The sequence below is a fragment of the Sphingomonas sp. MMS24-J13 genome (assembly GCF_044905095.1).
In the GTDB taxonomy this organism is placed as follows: Bacteria; Pseudomonadota; Alphaproteobacteria; order Sphingomonadales; family Sphingomonadaceae; genus Sphingomonas_I.
This window is the reverse complement of sequence record NZ_CP173258.1, coordinates 4,365,737-4,381,716: the sequence shown is the minus strand read 5'-3', so window position 1 is coordinate 4,381,716 and position 15,980 is coordinate 4,365,737. Positions and strand designations below refer to the sequence as shown.

The window sequence follows — 15,980 nt, the reverse complement described above, 5'->3', positions numbered from 1 at the left end:
GCTTACTGGCAATGCCAACTAATGCGAAACAAACACGCGCGCTCATCGAAGGACGGGGCTCGAGCGCATGCCCGCGTCCCCGACCGCTGTCGACGTACTGTTCGCCGCCCATTTGCAGATCAAGACCGATCCGCGTTTTAGGATCAGCTTTACGCGCCAAGCTTGTCGCGCGCGGCGTCAGCCAAAAACCGCGAGCGATTGGCGGCGACGCGGTCGATGCGCGCGAGAAGCCCTTCCTCGATCGAGATTTGCACGCGAACCGATTTGCCCGGCCGTTCGCCCCGAACGAGGATGCGCCCGACTTCGTGGCTCCCCTCCTCAGGCTCGATCGCCTCGATATCCGAAGCCTCGGGGAACGGATCGCCATGTTCAGCCATAACCGCCAGATGCCCATGCAGGGCCTCTTCGGCACCGAGCGCGGCTTCCTGCACAGTCGCGCCGGCCGACACACAGCCGGGCAGATCGGGGAAATAGACGCCAAATCCTTCGGCGTCGCGCTCGATGATCGCTGGATAATATACGGTTGCCATGGCCGGCTCCTTGGTAGGGTAGGGTAGGGTAGGAAATTCGGGGCCCCTCAGGGGAGGGGCACCCCGGTCTGTCTGCTGATGCTCTTGAGTGTCCCGATCGGCAGGTGCTTCTTCGGGTGAGGGACCGTCGCCGTCCCGGGCTTCACCGGGTGGCGGAAGCTCTTGTGGCTTCCGGTCTGGCGCACCTCGTACCAGCCATCCGCTTCGATCTTCCTGATGACGTCCCGGCTTCGCATCGTCTCGTCTCCCTGTGTGTGTATTCTATACACAACTGTGAGCCGGGCTGCAAGACATTTATACACAATAATTACACAACGAGACACGCCCGCTCGCTGATATATCGGCCGGCGGGGGTTCCGTGCGTCAACACGGAAACCGACGGGCACGAACCCGTCACTAGCGGCCGGCCAGCCGCATCGCCCCGCACCCGTGCACCGGGCGGGGCTCCCTGAGAGCAAATAAAAGATGGAGTCTATACTGAATGACGTGCAGCCGGTTTTGCCGGCCGCGCCGTACCTTGGCGGCAAGCGCAATCTGTCGCGCCGTATCTGCGCAATCCTCCGCGAAATCCCGCATCAAACCTACGTCGAGCCGTTCGTGGGCATGGGCGGCATTTTCCTGCGCCGCGATCGGCGGCCGCGCTCCGAGGTCATCAACGATCTGTCGGGCGACGTGGCGACGCTCTTCCGCATCCTCCAGCGCCATTATGAGGCGTTCATGGATATGTTGCGGTGGCAGCTCACCAGCCGGGCCGAGTTCGATCGGCTGCGCCAGCAGGAAGCTTCCACACTCACCGATCTGGAGCGGGCCGCCCGCTTCCTTTACCTCCAGCGCCTGGCATTCGGCGGCAAGATCGAGGGCAGGACGTTTGGTGTCAGCCGGGGAAGGTCCGGCCGGTTCGATGTGACGAAGTTGGAGCCGATGCTCGCCGAAATCCACGAGCGCCTCGCGGGCGTGGTGATCGAGCAGCTTCCGTACGGCGATCTGATACGCCGCTATGATGGGCCGGACGTCTTGTTCTACCTCGACCCGCCCTATGTCGGTTGCGAGGATGACTATGGCGCTGGCTTCGACGAGGCGGATTTCGCGCGCATGGCCGAGCAGCTCGCCGGCATTGCAGGGCGCTTTTTGCTGTCGATCAACGATACGCCGTTGGCGCGGGAAGTGTTCGGCCGGTTCGATATGGAGGCGGTGCCGGTGACCTATACCATCGGCACCAGTCACGGCGCCGGGCAACGCGCCGGCGAACTGATCGTCAGCAAGGGCGTCGTCCCGTAGGTGGATGCAGGCGGTCGGCGGCCTGAGGTGCGAAGCCGACTATTTCGGCTGCCAACCGCAGGGCGTGACCTCTATTCCACGCCAGTGGAGCTCCGCGGTGATGAGGTCACATTGCTCGCCGTCCTCCTCGATCCGTGCGGTCTCGTACATCTCGAGCAGGCTATCGTCGTCGATCACCCGTAGCTTGTTCTCGGTCATGGCAGCGTCCCCTTTGTCCCCGCTTAACTATCGGCGCGGGCATAAGGGTGCTCGGCTGCCACGATCGCGACCGCCTTCTCGATGGCTGCAATCTGGGCGCGCGAGCCCTTCGGCTCGACGCTCCAGTTGCAGCGCGGGCGCCAGACAATGTCGTGGATGGTTATCGGTCCGATCGCGTCTAGCCACGCCGCGGGCTCACGTCCAACCGCGCCCGCCAGCAAGGTCGCCAGCAGGTCGCGGATTTGTTCTGCCGTCAGGCGGTCGTCGGCCACCCTATTTCGGGCAGGGCGCGAACTTGCCCTTCTTGGGACCGGCGGACCAATGGCATTTGCCGGTTTTGTCCTTGTAGGTGTCGCCCGCGGGCGCAGCGGCAGCAGGCGGGCATGCGATGAACCGCTTGGTCTTCGGATCTTTGCACGGAGCGCCGATCGACGGCGCTGCGATCAGCGCGGCGGCAGTGAGCGCAAGCATCAGCTTTTTCATGGCATTCCTCCTTTGAGTCGCGCGGCGCATCATCGGCCGTTCGCGTGATCGCGCAAGCTTGATAGGTGCCGCTCCAGCGCTAACCACTCATCCTCACTGGCCGGCGGCCGCCACGCGGATCCTGGACTATCGAAGGTAGGCCGGATGCGCGGCCAGCACCCGCCGCAGCTCGAGCAGCGCAAATGCTTTCCCGCCGCCTCGTTGTTACGCGGCCATCCGCGCATCCGGAAATAGCGCACCAACGCGGGGCCCGGCAGGGCCGTTCGGTTTGAACATCGCATGCAGGTAACCAAGATGTTGGCGCCGTGGGCTGCCATCTGATCGAGAGACCGAAATACGGGCCAACCCATCCGGCGCTATGCCGCGGGCGGCAAGCGCACCTGGCGCAAGATCGCGTCCATAGCAGCCCATAGCAAATCCGAGCGGAGAGCGTCGCTCTCCGCGCCAGCCCATTCCCAGAAGCAATCGGCCAGATCCGTCGAGCCGCAAAGCGGGAGCAGCGACATCAACGCCTGGCGCACTTCGCGGGTTTTGACCGCCCCGGAATGGGCGCGATCTCGCGCAGCGCACAGGATCTCGATCGCCGCCGCTGGCTCAATTGATGCGCCGCCGGGCAGCCATCCCCGAGGCCCGCGAAGGCGCTCCTTCGGCTTGGCGACGACAGTCTGTTCCGGCGGACTTTCGATCCTCTCGCGAGCGTCTTGCTTTGCCCACCGTGCCTCGGCCGCGCTATCGTACGCGGGCTCGGGCCAAGGGGACCCCGTCTTAAACCGGTTCCACCCTCGACAGCCGGGCGTAAGCCGACACCGGCAGCGGCGATTCCATAAGCGATATTCGAGCCCGACTTTTCCGATCAGGGCGATGAGATCGACATCGCGCGATTTGCCGCATTTTGAGCAGGCCGCGGAGACGCGCGTTCGCCTGCTGAGCAAATCCCCGAGCGTCGAGCCCGGGCCTGTTGCCGTCACAGCAGTTCACGCTCTTCAGTAGGTTTTTAAAGGTCGAACATCGTGTCCCGCACGTACGCTTCGTCTGCTGCCTCAAATGAGACCGGCTCAAAACCCTCGAATCGGCGGAAATCGCCGCCGGTATCTTGCCCCCAGCCCATCGGAGCTGCGATCAGGAACTCGCCGGTCTTCTCATCAAGCACCTGGCGGCCCCACGAACCGAGCTTGCGCTCGCCGGTCGCGCTGATCAGCCAAGCAACCGGAGCTTTCACGAAATCATAGGTTTCGATCGGCTGCGGGCCTTCGGGGGTGACGTTCGTATGCATCGCGACTCGACTCCTTGTCTCCCCATCATGAGAACACAATGAGAACATCAGGGCAAGAGATCGACTCGCCTTACCGGCCTCGCGTTGGGAATACCGGGCCGCGCACCGTCATGCGGTCCGCCGGATAAGGTCGCTGGAGCGCGACCACCTCGTCGTAGGACCCGCGCAGCCACCGCTCGTGATCTTCGGGCCGCAGGATCGTGATCATCGCCTTCGGGTGGATAGGCGCGACGAGCTCATTCGGGTCGCACGTCACCATCGTGAAGCCTTTCCCCCGTCCTTCACGTGCTGCCAGAAGCCAGCGATCGCGAATAACGGCTGGTCCGCCACCTGAAACCACATTTCGCCTTTGAGCGGCGGCTTGCCGTCGCCCAGGTCGACCTTGTCCGGGGTCCACTCGCAGAACTCGGTCAGCGGGATCAGGCAACGATTCTCAGGGTTTGCCGCCAGACGCCGCCATTGCGGCAACCCGAGCTGGCGGACATTTGTCATTGCCCAGGCAGCTTGCCCGCCGAGGACATCCCAGCTCATGATGTCGACGCCACGCTCGCCCGCTTCTTCGCGGACAACATAGGCGCGGCTCTTCGGCATCAACTCTTTCCAGTTGAACCGGTTATCTGTCGGCCGCGGCGCAAGCCAGGTTGCACCGAACCGCTCGAATAGCGTCTCCGGATCGCCGTCGTGCCTCGCACGATTGCACATCAGGTATCGAGTTCGCGGCGTTCGATCTCCGCGATGAGAATGTCGCCTGCCGGATCCTCGACGTCGGTCGCATCATACCGCCTGACCAGGTCCTTGTCGGTCATTGTGCCGACGGCAGTGCGCAGCGAGTTGAGGTCATCCATGTCGGCGAGGATATGGTGCGGAACCGCCGAGCGCAAATCGCCGAAGTGCCCAGGTGGTCACCAGTTCGATGGCTCCCAACCGGCCGGCAGCCCCAGCTGCAACTGGATGCCATTGAGCGAAGCGCTCAGGTTCTGCCAACGCCCAATCTTCTTGCCCCAGTTGGCGGCGACCCAGAACTGATCGAGCGGCCAGCGTTCGTGGCAGCCATCCTTGAGCGCACGCAGGGCATCGCGAATTGCAGGCAGATCGACCGGCTCCCCTTCCCTCACGGCCAGCGCATCGTGGAGCACTTGGAGTGCAAACGCCTGGTCGGCGGATAAAGGTTGATTCGGGGGCATGGCCAAGCGTTATCGGTCCGGTGCAACTCCGGTGCAATTGCCCGATGTTCGCTTGATGTTTCTTATACGTTCCGTATCTCCTAGAGGGGAACAACGGCTAAAAACTGCGCAAAACCGATCTGTCCTCTTCCTTCGGGAGGCAGGGGCCGGAGGTTCGAATCCTCTCTCCCCGACCATTTCATTTTGCGACGAACTGGCCTTCGGGCGACCTTCGTTGACCAAGTGGAACGATTTCCATCAGCGGCAGTTTAAAATCCAGCACGTCTGCAGGGGCAGACGGGCGCCGGAGATCATCCATGACGCTGCTTTCGCTGATTATAACCCTGGTCGTGGTTGGCGTGCTCTTGTGGCTGGTCAACAATTACATTCCGATGGACGGCAAGATCAAAAACATCCTGAATGTCGTCGTGGTCATTCTGGTGGTGTTGTGGCTGCTTCAGTCCTTTGGTCTTCTGGGCTCGCTCGGCGGCGTTCACGTCGGCTAAGCCGCTCTGGTAGTCAGGGTTTTCCGGGAGCGCGGTCCAGATGGTGGACCGCGCTCTCGCTGTTTCCGGCGCCGGGCCGAGTGCGCCCAGACTCGCCAGCGTCACGCGAATTGGGGTAGACACGCGCCATGGTATTGGGTCTGTTCATCGCGTTGGCGATCGCTGCCGCGGGCGGCACGGTGATCGCCTATCTTCTCGTCGATCGCCATCGCGCCCGCTACAAGCTCGACACCTATGGGCGTCCTTCGGGGATAAAACCGGCGAAATCGTTCGTGTGCCCCGATTGCCTTCATCGCAGCTATGCCGAACAGCATATCCGGGAACGCTTCTGCCTGAAGTGCGGCAAAAGCTTCCCGGAACACGAGAAGGACAGGGAGAAGGCATGACGCCGCGATTCGAGGGCAAGATCGTACTGGTGACCGGAGCTGCGAGCGGGATCGGGCGGGCGGCAGCCAGGCTGTTTGCCGAAGAGGGCGCGCAACTCGTACTGGCCGATCGCAATCTGACTGGCGCGGAGGATGCGGCACATGCGATTGGCGGCGAGGCCATAGCGGTAGCGGCCGACATTTCCGATTTTGCATCGTGCGAGGCGATGGTCGCGGCGGCGACCCGGGCCTTTGGCGGGCTCGATATCGCGTTCAACAATGCCGGCATCCCTTCCGGCATCGGCGGCGAATTCGAGGATTTCGCGATCGAGGACTGGCAACGGATCCTGTCGACCAATCTTTCGGGCGTCTTCTATTCGATCAGGGCCGAGGTGCCGGCGCTGAAGGCACGCGGCGGCGGCTCGATCGTCGTCACTGCATCGATCGCAAGCCTGATCGCCGCGCCGGGCATGGCGGCCTACGTTGCCAGCAAACATGGTGTCGGCGGGCTGGTGAAGGCCGCCGCGATCGACCTGATCAAGCACAATATCCGCGTCAACGCGATCTGCCCTGGCATGGTCGATACCGCGATGCTCGCCGCCGCGACCGCCATCCCCGAAGTACTGGCGGGCATGAAGGCCGCCACCCCGATCGGCCGGATCGCCACGCCCGAGGAAGCGGCGCGGGCGGCGTTGTTCCTGGCGTCGGAAGAAGCGAGCTATATGGTCGGCGCGCTGATGGCGGTCGATGGCGGCGTGAGTCTACAATAACGTCGTCATTCCCGCGGAGGCGGGAATCCATAGACTCCGAACCTTTGAGAATATGGATTCCCGCCTCCGCGGGAATGACGGGTTATTTCAATTAAACCGCCGTCCAGCGCACCAGCATCGGCTTGCCTTCGACTGGGACGTAATCCTCGTCGCGAACGCGCAGCCCCTGTTCGGCGGCGAGGCCGCGCAGGATCAGATAGTCGCTCCAGCGCGTGATACCCCCGATCGGACCGCTCACGTTTCGCAACATATCCCGCCACAATCGCACCGGATCGCCCTCCAGCGCGATCAGGCGCTGGCCCCTGGCCGCTTGCGCGATCGCGCGAGCCTCGGGCGAGGCCGGGTCGAACAGCAGGACCCCGGACGCACGCGGCGTCGTACCCGCCGACGCCACCGCCGGGGCCAGAAAAGCCGCGCCGCCGAGGCCGAGGGCTGCACGGCGATCGATCTGCGGCCCGCTCATTTCTTGCCCCTCGCCAGATAGGCCGCGATCGCCGCCAGCTGTCTGTCGCTTACCTCGCCGCGCGAGATCGCCGGCATGTTGCCAATGCCGGTGCGCGCCGCGGTCGTAACGTAATCCGGGGTGAGATCGTCCCGCTTCTCGAGTTCGGCCACCTTGGGGTCTACCCGGCGCGCGAGCAGGCCGGTGCCCATCCCGCCCGGCCCATGGCACATCGCGCATTTCTCGTGGAACAGCGCCTTGCCGTCGCCTGGCGTCTGCGCGCTCGCCGATGCGCCCAGCAAAACGAGCCCGAGCATTCCCAAGGCGGCTCTCATGACCGGCGCTCCTTCGCATAGGCGGCAGGCCAGATGCCACTCTTGCCCGGCGCGAGGATGCCCGCGGGATCGAGCGCGTTCTTGACCTTCTCGTTCAGCCGCCGGAGCGCATGATCGTTGAAATCATAGGTATCGGCGACGGTATCCATATAATCGAGATGCGTGCGATATTCGCCATAGCCCTGCTTGCGCGCGTCCGCGATCAGGGTGCGCAGGAACGGATCGACCCGCTTCAGGAAGGCCGGATCGTCCTTGTTGATCAGAAGCGCGTTAACGTTGATCAGGTGGCGCTCGCCGAACGCGAAGCTCGCCTGATAATCCATCCCATATTCCTTGTAGCGGGCATAGGTACGGTGGAATTGCTCGACCGCCAGCTTCCCCGATTGCGGCAGGATCGGCGAGAAACCGATATGGCCGCCGCGCCCGCCGAACCAGTTGATGTTCTGCATCGGGAAGGTCATCGGCACGCCGTACCAACCGCCCTGGCTCGGGATCATCGCGTCGCCCCTGCGCCAGAGTTGAGGCTTGATCGCCATCGGCTTGATCGCCTGGAGCGCCTGTTCGAGGATCGCATAGGCCGCGTTGGTGACGGATTCGCGCCCGTAGAGCCGCAGGCTCACCCCCCACCAGCCGAGCCCGAACTGCTTGCGAATCTTCGCGATCACCTCGTCCGAAAGCGAGCCGGGCTTGTCGGTCCACTGGCTGCGCGTGGTGAGGATATTGGCGGCACGGAACCAGTTGCCGATCGTCGGCGATTGCTGGAGCAACCCCTCGCGCCGCAGCGCGCCGATCGTGTCGATCAGCGGCCCCAGATCCTCCGGCAGGTCCATCTCGACATCCATGCCGCGGACCTGTTCGGGCTCGGGCATCAGCCACATGTTGGCCTTGGTGACGATGCCGAAATTGGACTGGACGAACATCTGGTCCCACGCCGGCCCGAAGCCGTAGCGATAGAGATTCCAGGTCGGCGAATTGGCCATCGCGCCCATGCCGGTGCGCACCAGATCGCCATCGGGCAGCACCACCTCGAGCCCGCACAGCTTGGTCGTGTTCTCGCCATAGGGCGTGTAGCCGAGCCCGCGATCGAGCGCGTTGCCGATCACCGATCCCCAGCTGTTGCCCGGCACCGACAGCCACAGCGGTACCTTGTGCGCCTGCAGATAATCGTAGAGATCGTAGAAGCCGACCCCGGGCTCGAGCAGGACCGAGCCGCTCTCCAGATCGAGTTCGATCTTCTTCATCCGCGACATATCGAGGACGATCGAGCCCGAAAGCTCGGGCGCGGACGCGCCGTAACCCAAATTCTTGCCACGACTGATCGGCCAGATCGGCATGCGATTCTCGGCTGCGATCTTCACGATCGCACGCACTTCCTCGGTGCTGATCGGGGCTACCGCGCCATAAGCATGGTGGCGGCCCTCATCGACCGCGAATTTGTCGACATAGGTGTCGCGGTCCTCGGCAGTGGCGAAGACATTCTCCGCCCCCACCACGCGCGCAAACGCCTTGAGCGCGCGATCCATGGCCGCAGCGGTGACGCCGGGCGGGAAAATCGGGTCCATTCTTGCCCCTCTCCTTTGTCACGGATGTTACAATTCCGTGGGAGAGTGTGCAAGCCTGCGGGCTAGTCCACCCACTCCAGGCCGATATCGCGATAGAGGCTGCGATCTTCCTCCCAGCGCGGGTTGACCTTGACGTGGAGGAACAGGTGCACCGTCTGGCCGGTGATGCGCGCCAGTTCCTCGCGCGCTTTCTGGCCGATCTCCTTCAGCCGTGCGCCGCGCGCGCCGAGGATGATCGCCCGCTGCGTCTCGCGCGCGACGAGGATCTGCTGGTGGATCGCGACCGATCCGTCGCGGCGCTCCTCATATTTCTCGGTCTCGACCGCGCTGTCGTAGGGCAGCTCGGCACGCAGCTGCAGATAGAGCTGCTCGCGCGTCACCTCGGCCGCGAGCATCCGTTCGGATGCGTCGGAGACCTGGTCCTCGGGATAATGCCACGCGCCTTCCGGCATGCGCCGCGCAAGATCGGCCTTGAGCTCGGGCACACCATCGCCCGACAGCGCGGAGACGAAGAAGATCGCTTCCGGATTCAACAGCGCCTGCAGTTCGGAGGCCAGGCCGAGCAGCGGCCCCTTGTCGGCGATATCGACCTTGTTGAGGATCACGATCTTGGGTTCGGACCGGGCTGCGACAGCCTCGACCACCGCGCGCGCGGCCGCGTTGAAGCGGCCCTTCGAATCGATCACGAGCGCGATCAGGTCCGCGCCTTCGGTACCGCCCCAGGCGGCAGCGACCATTGCCCGATCGAGCCGGCGTTGCGGCGTGAATATGCCGGGCGTATCGACCAGCAGCAATTGCGCCTCGCCCTCGATCGCGATGCCCATCAGCCGCGCGCGCGTCGTCTGCGCCTTGGGACTGACGATCGCGACCTTCTGGCCGACCAATGCATTGACCAAAGTCGACTTGCCCGCATTGGGCGCGCCGACGACCGCGATCAGGCCGCAATGTTGGGTCATGTCAGCTGCTCCAGCAGGGTTGCAGCGGCCGCAGTCTCGGCCTCCTGCTTGGATGTTCCTTCGGCGGTAGCGCTGCCGCCTTTCTTGCCGCCGACCTCGACCCGGACCGTGAAGCGCGGCGCATGATGCGGCCCACTGCGGCCTTCGAGCGTATAGACCGGAGGACGGCACTGGTGTGCCGCCGCCCATTCCTGCAGGCCCGACTTGGGATGCTTGGGCGCCTCGATCAGCAGATCGAGTTTCGGCCCCCAGGCGCGGCGAACGAAGGCCGACGTGGTGGGGAAATCCGTCTCGCGGAACAATGCGCCGATCAGCGCCTCGACCGCATCGCCGACGACATTGTCGCTGAGCGTCGCACCGTCCTCGCGCGCCTGCTTGCCCAGGATCAGGCGTTCCGGAACACCGATCGCGCGGCCGATATCGGCGCAGCTCTCGCGGCTGACGAGGGCGTTCAGCCGTGCCGAGAGCTTGCCTTCGGGCTCGTCGGGAAAACGGCCATAGAGCCAGTCCGCGACCGCGAGGCCGAGCACGCGATCACCGAGGAATTCAAGCCGCTCATAGCTTGGCCCGCCCTGGCTGCCGTGCGTGAGGGCACGCGAAAACAACCCGGGATCGCGGGGCGTGTGGCCGAGGGCCTTCGTGATCCAGTCGGAAAGTGCGGTGTCCGCCATCCGTAGCCCTTAACGCGGTGGGGCGACTTATTAAAGCGCCTCCCCGTTGCGCGACAGGGAGGCGCTTTAGCGCGGGAAGAGCCGGAACTGGGTCGGCAATACCGCGATCTGCGTACCCGTCGCCGGGGCATTTTCGGCATAATCGAGTTCCAACAGCCCATCGGCACCTGCGATCACGCCCTCGACCCGGAATATCCCACCTTTCGGACGGACGTGCGTGACATTGGCCAGGATCGCGCTCTCGCCATCGGCCAGGCGGAAATGGTGCGGGCGGAAGAACAGGGTTGCAGGTCCATCGGCGGCATCGGCCGCGCTTATATCCAGCGCCCGATCGCCGAAGCGGATCGCGCCGCTCGACACCGTCACCGGCAACTGGTTCGATTCGCCGACGAAATCGAACACGAACGCCGACGCGGGATTGGCGTAAAGCTCTTCGGGGGTCGCGACCTGTTCGATCTGGCCCTTGTTGACGACGACGATACGATCGGCGAGTTCGATCGCCTCCTCCTGATCGTGGGTCACGAAGATCGAGGTGAGGCCGACGCGATCGTGCAGTTCGCGCAGCCAGCGTCGCAGATCCTTGCGCACCTTGGCGTCGAGCGCGCCGAAGGGCTCGTCGAGCAGCAGGATGCGCGGCTCGACCGCGAGCGCGCGGGCGAGTGCGACGCGCTGGCGCTGGCCGCCGGAAAGCTGCGCCGGGTAGCGTTCGCCCAGGCCGCCGAGCTGGACGAGCTGGAGCAACTCCTCGACCCTTGCCTTGATTGCGGCCTTGGCCGGGCGTTCGCTGCGCTTGCGCACCGTCATCCCGAAGGCGACGTTGTCGGCCACCGTCATGTGGCGGAACAACGCATATTGCTGGAAGACGAAGCCCACCTTGCGCGCCGCGATCGGCACCGCCGACACGTCCTCGCCATCGAACAGGACCGCGCCTTCATCGGCGAAATCGAGGCCGGCAAGGATGCGCAGCAAAGTCGTCTTGCCCGAACCCGAAGGGCCGAGCAGCGCCAGGAATTCGCCCGATTCGACCTGCAGATCGACGCTGTCGAGCGCCGGAAAGCGGCCGAACCGGCGCGTGACGTCTTGAACAGTAATGGCGGTCAATGCCGTGCGCCCCCAGTTTGGCCGTAGCGCCATTCGAGCAGCGTCTTGACCACCAATGTCACCAGCGCGAGCAGCGCCAGCAGCGAAGCGACCGCGAAGGACGCCTGGAAATTATATTCGTTGTAGAGGATCTCGATCTCCAGCGGCATCGTGTTGGTCTCGCCGCGGATATGGCCCGAGACGACCGAGACCGCGCCGAACTCGCCCATCGCGCGGGCGTTGCACAGCAGCACCCCGTAGAGCAGCCCCCAGCGGACATTGGGCAGGGTGACGTGCCAGAAGGTCTGCCAGCCATTCGCGCCGAGCGAGACGGCGGCCTCCTCGTCGTCGCGCCCCTGCTCGGTCATCAGCGGGATCAGCTCGCGCGCGACGAAGGGAAAGGTGACGAAGGTGGTGGCGAGCACGATGCCCGGCACCGCGAACACGATCTGCACATCATGCTCGGCCAGCCATGGCCCGATCCAGCCGTTCGCACCGAACATCAGGATGTAGATCATGCCGCCCACCACCGGAGAGACCGACAGCGGCAGGTCGATCAGGGTGATCAGGAAGCCCTTGAAGCGGAAATCGAACTTGGTGATCGCCCAGGATGCGGCAAGCCCGAAGACCAGGTTGAGCGGCACCGCGATCGCCGCGGTGATCAATGTCAGCCGGATCGCGGCGAGCGCGTCGGCATTGTCGATCGCGCCGGTATAGGCGCCCCATGCGGTGCCGAACCCGCCGATGACATGGCTGACGGCACTGCCGATCGCGCCATGCGCGACGGCGCGTCCGGCAAGCGCCAATCCCGCAATCGCTGCCGGCATCGCCTGTGCGAAGACGGTCAGCAAAGGCAGCAGGAGGAAGAAGAGCAGGAAGATCAGCGCCAGCCCGATCAACAGCCGGCGCATCCATTCGCTCTCGCGCGGCGCGTTCATGCCATCCTCCCGCGCGACCACACCTGGATCAGGTTGATCACCAGCAGCATGCCGAACGAGAACAGCAGCATCACCGTGGCGATCGCGGTAGCGCCGGCATAATCGAATTGCTCGAGCTGCTGGACGATCCTCAGGGGGGCGATCTCGGTGGAGAACGGCATGTTGCCGGCGATGAAGATGATCGATCCATATTCGCCGATGCCGCGCGCGAAGGCGAGCGCGAAGCCGGTGATGAGCGCGGGCGCGACGGCAGGCAGGATCACCCGCCGGAAAGTGGTGAAGCGCCCGGCGCCAAGCGAGGCGGCCGCCTCCTCGACGTCGGCACCAACATCGGCCAGCACCGGTTCGACCGAGCGCACCACGAACGGCAGCCCGATGAAGATCAGCGCAAAAACGATGCCGAGCGGCGTGTAGGCGATCTTGATCCCGAGCGGCGCCAGCCAGCTTCCGACGATCCCGGTATTGGCATAGATTGCCGTGAGCGAAATGCCCGCGACCGCGGTTGGCAACGCGAACGGCAGGTCGACCATCGCCGAGATCAGCCGTTTGCCCGGAAATTCATAGCGCACGAGGATCCAGGCGACGAGCAGCCCGGTCACCATGTTGATCGCCGCCGCCGCCGCCGCCGCGCCGAAGCTCAGCCGATAGGCCATCAACGTGCGCGTGTTGAACGCCGCATGCGCGAACGCGGTCGGGCCCATACCCGCGCTCTTCACGAACACGGTCGAGAGCGGGAGCAACACGATGATCGAGAGATAGAATATGGCGAAGCCGAGCGTAAGCCCGAAGCCCGGCAGCACCGTGCCGGGCGCGCGTGCGCGCCGCCTTGCCGTGGCAGACATTGCCACGCTCAGCCGCGCTCGCTAGCGGGCGACCGGTCGCCGGAAATCATCATGAAAGCCCCATATCGCGCGAATCTTGGACGGGTTTCCTACTACGGAGCTAGGATATGTTGTCCATGCAATTCATATATACGGCTAAATAGACTGGCTTAACCACAAAGCCGCCGACGGTGCAGATGTCCACTGCCGCCCCGGCTGCTCCAGATATCGCACGGGAAGGGCAAGCCCATGTTTCTGTTTCGAGGTCGCGAATCACATCCGCGCTCGATCGTAAAGGCGATCAGCTGGCGCACGTTGGGTTCGATCGACACGTTCGTGCTCGGGCTGATCTTCACCTCCGACGTGAAGGTCGCCGGCTCGATCGCGGGCACCGAGGTGGTGACCAAGATCCTGCTTTATTATTTTCACGAGCGGGTTTGGGCGCTGGTTCCGTGGGGTCATGCGAGGCTTCCTCACTCACCGACCTTGACCAGCCCGCCCACTGGCTCTTAAGGGGCGCGTCTGCGTTGAAGCGCAGCACCCCCTGTGGCGATCGTAGCTCAATTGGTTAGAGCGCCGGTTTGTGGTACCGGAGGTTGCGGGTTCAATCCCCGTCGATCGCCCCACTTCTTATGATTTACGCTCCGAACGGGGCGGCCCAAAATCCTCCCCGGGCCGGGGAGGATTTCATGCTTCGGGCACGACCTGCGCCTGCGCCGGCTCGTAGCCGCGCTTGCTCTCGCGCCAGGCGGTATAGATCCCGCTCGCCGCGATCAGTGCCGCGCCGCCCAGCGTCGTCGGGGTTGGCGGCAATGTCGTGATCAGCCAGCCGAACGCTATTCCCCATACGATCTGGAGATAATCGAACGGCATCACCACCGCGACGGGGGCGTGACGGAGCGATCCGGTCATCGTGATCTGCGCGCAGCCGCCGCACAGGCCGGCACCGAACAGCATCGCATAGGTGATGCCATCGTGGGTATGGCCGAAGACCGGGAGCATCAGCGCGCCGGCGAGCATCGTCATCGTCGTGAACCAGAAGACGATCGAGGCGATCGTCTCGCTGCGGCTGATCTGGCGGACGGTGATCATCACCGCGGCCTGGCCGAAGGCGGCGCAGATGCCGGTGATCACGCCCAAGATCGGCAGGCTCTCGCCGGTCGGGTGGACGACCAGGAGCACTCCGGCAAAGCCGGTCGCCACTGCCGTCCAGCGGTGCACGCCGACCACCTCGCGCAGGAACAGGGCCGACAGCAGGGTCGAGAGGATCGGCGCGGCATAGGTGAGCGCGGTCGCCTCGCCCAACGGCAGCAGCGAGAGCGTCCCGAACGAGAGCAACATCGCCACCAGCCCCAGCCCCGATCGCGTGACGTGCGCGATCGGACGGCGGGTCCGGATCGCGCGCCAGCCCGGCCCGAATGCCACCCACGCCGCCACGATCGGCATCGCGCCGGCATTGCGGTAGAAGATCATCTCCGCGGTATTCACGCCATGCCCGCTCGCCAGCTTGAGCAGGCCCGACATGCAGGCGAACGCCGTGGCCGAAACGATGCGCAGGCCAACACCCAGCATACGCCGCTCGGGCGGGGAGGAGAACGAGGCTGCGGCCATGGCGAGCGCTTGGCGGCCGAAATGCCGAATCGCAATCCCGATCGTTCGGCCATCGTTCAGGGGGCGGCAAAGGAGGTGCGATTAGCGAAAGCCTTTCCACCCGGCTCGTCTCTGTTCTAAGGCCATCGCCTGAGCTCTATGCACCGCTTCGCCAATCCCGTCCGCTTCCTGCGCCTTGCCCGCCCGCTGACCTTGTGGTTCGGCCTGAGCGGCGCATTGCTGACGGCATTCGCACTCGCCGGCGGCCTCTTCCTGACCCCACCCGATTATCTGCAGGGCGATACCGTCCGCATCATCTACATCCACGTTCCCGCCGCCTGGCTCGGCATGGCGGGTTGGAGCGGAATCGCGGTCGCGAGCTTCATGCAGCTCGTCTGGCGTCACCCGCTCGCCAGCGTCGCCGCGCGCGCGATGGCGGCGCCGGGTGCGGTCTATGCCGCGATCTGTCTGCTGACCGGATCGATCTGGGGCCGGCCGACCTGGGGCACATGGTGGCAATGGGACGGGCGGCTGACCTCGATGCTGGTCATGTTCTTCCTCTACCTCGCCTATATCGCGCTCGCGAATGCGTCGGGCCGCGAGGAGAGCGGGCAAAGGATCAGTGCAATCTTCGGCATCGTCGGCGCGATCAACCTGCCGATCATCCATTATTCGGTCCTGTGGTGGAAGACGCTCCACCAGGGCCAGAGCATCGGCCTGACCAGCTCGACCATCGACAGCAGCATCCTGTGGCCGCTGCCGCTATCGGCGCTGGGCTTCACGTTGATCTTCGCGAGCATCGTCCTGATGCGAATGCGCGCGATGCTGGCCGAGGCGAAGGTCGAGGCGCGGCTCAAGAGGATGGCCTCGGCGTGACGCCTGGAATCGCCTGGCCGTTCGTGCTCGCGGCCTATGGGATTGCCGTCGGCGGCACGATCGGGCTCGCCATCTGGTCGTTCGTCGCATTGCGCCGGGCCGAGGCGCGCGCCGACGCGCTCGACCGCAACCGAAAGAGCTGA

At 64.5% G+C, this 15,980-nt stretch carries 24 protein-coding genes, 2 tRNA genes and 1 pseudogene; 9 read left to right on the top strand and 18 right to left on the bottom strand.

Features of this window, described 5'->3' with window-relative positions; genetic code table 11:
* Nucleotides 1-149: 149 nt before the first annotated feature.
* Nucleotides 150-530, bottom strand: a complete 381-nt coding sequence (locus tag AB4Z44_RS20355) for a type II toxin-antitoxin system HicB family antitoxin (protein ID WP_404711468.1) — start codon at nucleotides 528-530, stop codon at nucleotides 150-152.
* 47 nt (nucleotides 531-577) lie between these two features.
* Nucleotides 578-766, bottom strand: a complete 189-nt coding sequence (locus AB4Z44_RS20350) for a type II toxin-antitoxin system HicA family toxin (protein WP_404711467.1) — start codon at nucleotides 764-766, stop codon at nucleotides 578-580.
* Nucleotides 767-995: 229 nt separating this feature from the next.
* Between AB4Z44_RS20350 and AB4Z44_RS20345 the strand changes: the two genes are divergently transcribed.
* Entirely contained in the window at nucleotides 996-1,808 is an 813-nt protein-coding gene (locus AB4Z44_RS20345) for a DNA adenine methylase (protein ID WP_404711466.1), read from the top strand.
* Between the two features lie 39 nt (nucleotides 1,809-1,847).
* On the opposite strand, the gene AB4Z44_RS20340 is transcribed toward AB4Z44_RS20345, so the two are convergent.
* The 7 genes and pseudogenes from AB4Z44_RS20340 to AB4Z44_RS20310 form a co-directional block, all read right to left on the bottom strand.
* Nucleotides 1,848-2,006 carry a hypothetical protein gene (locus AB4Z44_RS20340; protein ID WP_404711465.1) on the bottom strand — a complete coding sequence of 53 codons (159 nt, stop codon included), beginning with the start codon at nucleotides 2,004-2,006 and terminating at the stop codon, nucleotides 1,848-1,850.
* 23 nt (nucleotides 2,007-2,029) lie between these two features.
* Nucleotides 2,030-2,278, bottom strand: coding sequence for a hypothetical protein (locus AB4Z44_RS20335; RefSeq protein WP_404711464.1), 249 nt, complete (start codon nucleotides 2,276-2,278; stop codon nucleotides 2,030-2,032).
* Between the two features lies 1 nt (nucleotide 2,279).
* Nucleotides 2,280-2,522: a hypothetical protein gene (locus AB4Z44_RS20330; RefSeq protein WP_404711463.1), complete on the bottom strand. Its 243-nt coding sequence runs from the start codon at nucleotides 2,520-2,522 to the stop codon at nucleotides 2,280-2,282.
* Between the two features lie 961 nt (nucleotides 2,523-3,483).
* A complete protein-coding gene (locus AB4Z44_RS20325) occupies nucleotides 3,484-3,762 on the bottom strand; it encodes a hypothetical protein (RefSeq protein WP_404711462.1) in 279 nt (92 codons plus the stop codon).
* Between the two features lie 70 nt (nucleotides 3,763-3,832).
* Nucleotides 3,833-4,464, bottom strand: a pseudogene (locus AB4Z44_RS20320) (SOS response-associated peptidase family protein).
* Nucleotides 4,464-4,643 (bottom strand): hypothetical protein, encoded by a 180-nt coding sequence (locus tag AB4Z44_RS20315; RefSeq protein ID WP_404711461.1) that lies wholly within the window; start codon nucleotides 4,641-4,643, stop codon nucleotides 4,464-4,466. Before AB4Z44_RS20315 ends, AB4Z44_RS20320 begins: the two are co-directional and overlap by 1 nt.
* A 21-nt stretch (nucleotides 4,644-4,664) precedes the next feature.
* A complete protein-coding gene (locus AB4Z44_RS20310) occupies nucleotides 4,665-4,877 on the bottom strand; it encodes a hypothetical protein (RefSeq protein ID WP_404711460.1) in 213 nt (70 codons plus the stop codon).
* A gap of 154 nt (nucleotides 4,878-5,031) precedes the next feature.
* On the opposite strand from AB4Z44_RS20310, the gene AB4Z44_RS20305 reads away from it, so the two are divergent.
* The 4 genes from AB4Z44_RS20305 (at nucleotide 5,032) to AB4Z44_RS20290 (ending at nucleotide 6,566) form a co-directional block, all read left to right on the top strand.
* Nucleotides 5,032-5,118 (top strand) — tRNA-Ser (locus AB4Z44_RS20305).
* A 124-nt stretch (nucleotides 5,119-5,242) separates the two neighbouring features.
* On the top strand, nucleotides 5,243-5,431 hold the full coding sequence (locus AB4Z44_RS20300) for a Thivi_2564 family membrane protein (RefSeq protein ID WP_404711459.1): 189 nt from the start codon (nucleotides 5,243-5,245) through the stop codon (nucleotides 5,429-5,431).
* Between the two features lie 128 nt (nucleotides 5,432-5,559).
* Complete coding sequence (locus tag AB4Z44_RS20295; protein WP_404711458.1) at nucleotides 5,560-5,817, top strand: hypothetical protein; 258 nt, start codon at nucleotides 5,560-5,562, stop codon at nucleotides 5,815-5,817.
* Nucleotides 5,814-6,566 (top strand): SDR family NAD(P)-dependent oxidoreductase, encoded by a 753-nt coding sequence (locus AB4Z44_RS20290; RefSeq protein ID WP_404711457.1) that lies wholly within the window; start codon nucleotides 5,814-5,816, stop codon nucleotides 6,564-6,566. Before AB4Z44_RS20295 ends, AB4Z44_RS20290 begins: the two co-directional genes overlap by 4 nt.
* Before the next feature lie 91 nt (nucleotides 6,567-6,657).
* Here AB4Z44_RS20290 and AB4Z44_RS20285 read toward each other — a convergent pair whose 3' ends face one another.
* From AB4Z44_RS20285 to cysT, 8 genes are all read right to left on the bottom strand, one after another.
* Nucleotides 6,658-7,029, bottom strand: coding sequence for a hypothetical protein (locus AB4Z44_RS20285; RefSeq protein ID WP_404711456.1), 372 nt, complete (start codon nucleotides 7,027-7,029; stop codon nucleotides 6,658-6,660).
* Nucleotides 7,026-7,343, bottom strand: coding sequence for a c-type cytochrome (locus tag AB4Z44_RS20280; RefSeq protein WP_404711455.1), 318 nt, complete (start codon nucleotides 7,341-7,343; stop codon nucleotides 7,026-7,028). Before AB4Z44_RS20280 ends, AB4Z44_RS20285 begins: the two co-directional genes overlap by 4 nt.
* Nucleotides 7,340-8,905 (bottom strand): FAD-binding oxidoreductase, encoded by a 1,566-nt coding sequence (locus tag AB4Z44_RS20275; protein WP_404711454.1) that lies wholly within the window; start codon nucleotides 8,903-8,905, stop codon nucleotides 7,340-7,342. Before AB4Z44_RS20275 ends, AB4Z44_RS20280 begins: the two co-directional genes overlap by 4 nt.
* A gap of 62 nt (nucleotides 8,906-8,967) precedes the next feature.
* Nucleotides 8,968-9,861 (bottom strand): GTPase Era, encoded by an 894-nt coding sequence (era, locus tag AB4Z44_RS20270; RefSeq protein ID WP_404711453.1) that lies wholly within the window; start codon nucleotides 9,859-9,861, stop codon nucleotides 8,968-8,970.
* Nucleotides 9,858-10,532: a ribonuclease III gene (rnc, locus tag AB4Z44_RS20265; protein WP_404711452.1), complete on the bottom strand. Its 675-nt coding sequence runs from the start codon at nucleotides 10,530-10,532 to the stop codon at nucleotides 9,858-9,860. The genes era and rnc overlap by 4 nt, the downstream gene beginning before the upstream one ends.
* Before the next feature lie 66 nt (nucleotides 10,533-10,598).
* Entirely contained in the window at nucleotides 10,599-11,633 is a 1,035-nt protein-coding gene (locus AB4Z44_RS20260) for a sulfate/molybdate ABC transporter ATP-binding protein (protein WP_404711451.1), read from the bottom strand.
* Entirely contained in the window at nucleotides 11,630-12,550 is a 921-nt protein-coding gene (gene cysW / locus AB4Z44_RS20255; protein ID WP_404711450.1) for a sulfate ABC transporter permease subunit CysW, read from the bottom strand. The genes AB4Z44_RS20260 and cysW overlap by 4 nt, the downstream gene beginning before the upstream one ends.
* The gene (gene cysT / locus AB4Z44_RS20250) at nucleotides 12,547-13,392 is read right to left on the bottom strand and encodes a sulfate ABC transporter permease subunit CysT (protein ID WP_404711449.1); all 846 of its coding nucleotides are present in this window, start codon (nucleotides 13,390-13,392) and stop codon (nucleotides 12,547-12,549) included. The genes cysW and cysT overlap by 4 nt, the downstream gene beginning before the upstream one ends.
* 228 nt (nucleotides 13,393-13,620) lie before the next feature.
* Between cysT and AB4Z44_RS20245 the strand changes: the two genes are divergently transcribed.
* Together AB4Z44_RS20245 and AB4Z44_RS20240 are read left to right on the top strand one after the other, a co-directional pair.
* Nucleotides 13,621-13,884, top strand: coding sequence for a DUF2061 domain-containing protein (locus tag AB4Z44_RS20245; protein WP_404711448.1), 264 nt, complete (start codon nucleotides 13,621-13,623; stop codon nucleotides 13,882-13,884).
* Nucleotides 13,885-13,920: 36 nt separating this feature from the next.
* Nucleotides 13,921-13,997: transfer RNA gene (locus AB4Z44_RS20240), tRNA-His, on the top strand.
* Between the two features lie 61 nt (nucleotides 13,998-14,058).
* On the opposite strand, the gene AB4Z44_RS20235 is transcribed toward AB4Z44_RS20240, so the two are convergent.
* Nucleotides 14,059-14,982 carry a DMT family transporter gene (locus AB4Z44_RS20235; protein WP_404711447.1) on the bottom strand — a complete coding sequence of 308 codons (924 nt, stop codon included), beginning with the start codon at nucleotides 14,980-14,982 and terminating at the stop codon, nucleotides 14,059-14,061.
* Between the two features lie 138 nt (nucleotides 14,983-15,120).
* Between AB4Z44_RS20235 and ccmC the strand changes: the two genes are divergently transcribed.
* Together ccmC and AB4Z44_RS20225 are read left to right on the top strand one after the other, a co-directional pair.
* Nucleotides 15,121-15,837: a heme ABC transporter permease CcmC gene (gene ccmC / locus AB4Z44_RS20230; protein ID WP_404711446.1), complete on the top strand. Its 717-nt coding sequence runs from the start codon at nucleotides 15,121-15,123 to the stop codon at nucleotides 15,835-15,837.
* Nucleotides 15,834-15,980, top strand: a complete 147-nt coding sequence (locus tag AB4Z44_RS20225; protein ID WP_404711445.1) for a hypothetical protein — start codon at nucleotides 15,834-15,836, stop codon at nucleotides 15,978-15,980. The genes ccmC and AB4Z44_RS20225 overlap by 4 nt, the downstream gene beginning before the upstream one ends.

Coding starts and splice junctions, on each gene's coding strand:
- AB4Z44_RS20355 (WP_404711468.1), bottom strand. CDS start 530: ATGGCAACCGTATATTATCCAGCGATCATCGAGCGCGACGCCGAAGGA.
- AB4Z44_RS20350 (WP_404711467.1), bottom strand. CDS start 766: ATGCGAAGCCGGGACGTCATCAGGAAGATCGAAGCGGATGGCTGGTAC.
- AB4Z44_RS20345 (WP_404711466.1), top strand. CDS start 996: ATGGAGTCTATACTGAATGACGTGCAGCCGGTTTTGCCGGCCGCGCCG.
- AB4Z44_RS20340 (WP_404711465.1), bottom strand. CDS start 2,006: ATGACCGAGAACAAGCTACGGGTGATCGACGACGATAGCCTGCTCGAG.
- AB4Z44_RS20330 (WP_404711463.1), bottom strand. CDS start 2,522: ATGATGCGCCGCGCGACTCAAAGGAGGAATGCCATGAAAAAGCTGATG.
- AB4Z44_RS20325 (WP_404711462.1), bottom strand. CDS start 3,762: ATGCATACGAACGTCACCCCCGAAGGCCCGCAGCCGATCGAAACCTAT.
- AB4Z44_RS20300 (WP_404711459.1), top strand. CDS start 5,243: ATGACGCTGCTTTCGCTGATTATAACCCTGGTCGTGGTTGGCGTGCTC.
- AB4Z44_RS20295 (WP_404711458.1), top strand. CDS start 5,560: ATGGTATTGGGTCTGTTCATCGCGTTGGCGATCGCTGCCGCGGGCGGC.
- AB4Z44_RS20290 (WP_404711457.1), top strand. CDS start 5,814: ATGACGCCGCGATTCGAGGGCAAGATCGTACTGGTGACCGGAGCTGCG.
- AB4Z44_RS20285 (WP_404711456.1), bottom strand. CDS start 7,029: ATGAGCGGGCCGCAGATCGATCGCCGTGCAGCCCTCGGCCTCGGCGGC.
- AB4Z44_RS20280 (WP_404711455.1), bottom strand. CDS start 7,343: ATGAGAGCCGCCTTGGGAATGCTCGGGCTCGTTTTGCTGGGCGCATCG.
- AB4Z44_RS20275 (WP_404711454.1), bottom strand. CDS start 8,905: ATGGACCCGATTTTCCCGCCCGGCGTCACCGCTGCGGCCATGGATCGC.
- era (WP_404711453.1), bottom strand. CDS start 9,861: ATGACCCAACATTGCGGCCTGATCGCGGTCGTCGGCGCGCCCAATGCG.
- rnc (WP_404711452.1), bottom strand. CDS start 10,532: ATGGCGGACACCGCACTTTCCGACTGGATCACGAAGGCCCTCGGCCAC.
- cysW (WP_404711450.1), bottom strand. CDS start 12,550: ATGAACGCGCCGCGCGAGAGCGAATGGATGCGCCGGCTGTTGATCGGG.
- cysT (WP_404711449.1), bottom strand. CDS start 13,392: ATGTCTGCCACGGCAAGGCGGCGCGCACGCGCGCCCGGCACGGTGCTG.
- AB4Z44_RS20245 (WP_404711448.1), top strand. CDS start 13,621: ATGTTTCTGTTTCGAGGTCGCGAATCACATCCGCGCTCGATCGTAAAG.
- AB4Z44_RS20235 (WP_404711447.1), bottom strand. CDS start 14,982: ATGGCCGCAGCCTCGTTCTCCTCCCCGCCCGAGCGGCGTATGCTGGGT.
- ccmC (WP_404711446.1), top strand. CDS start 15,121: ATGCACCGCTTCGCCAATCCCGTCCGCTTCCTGCGCCTTGCCCGCCCG.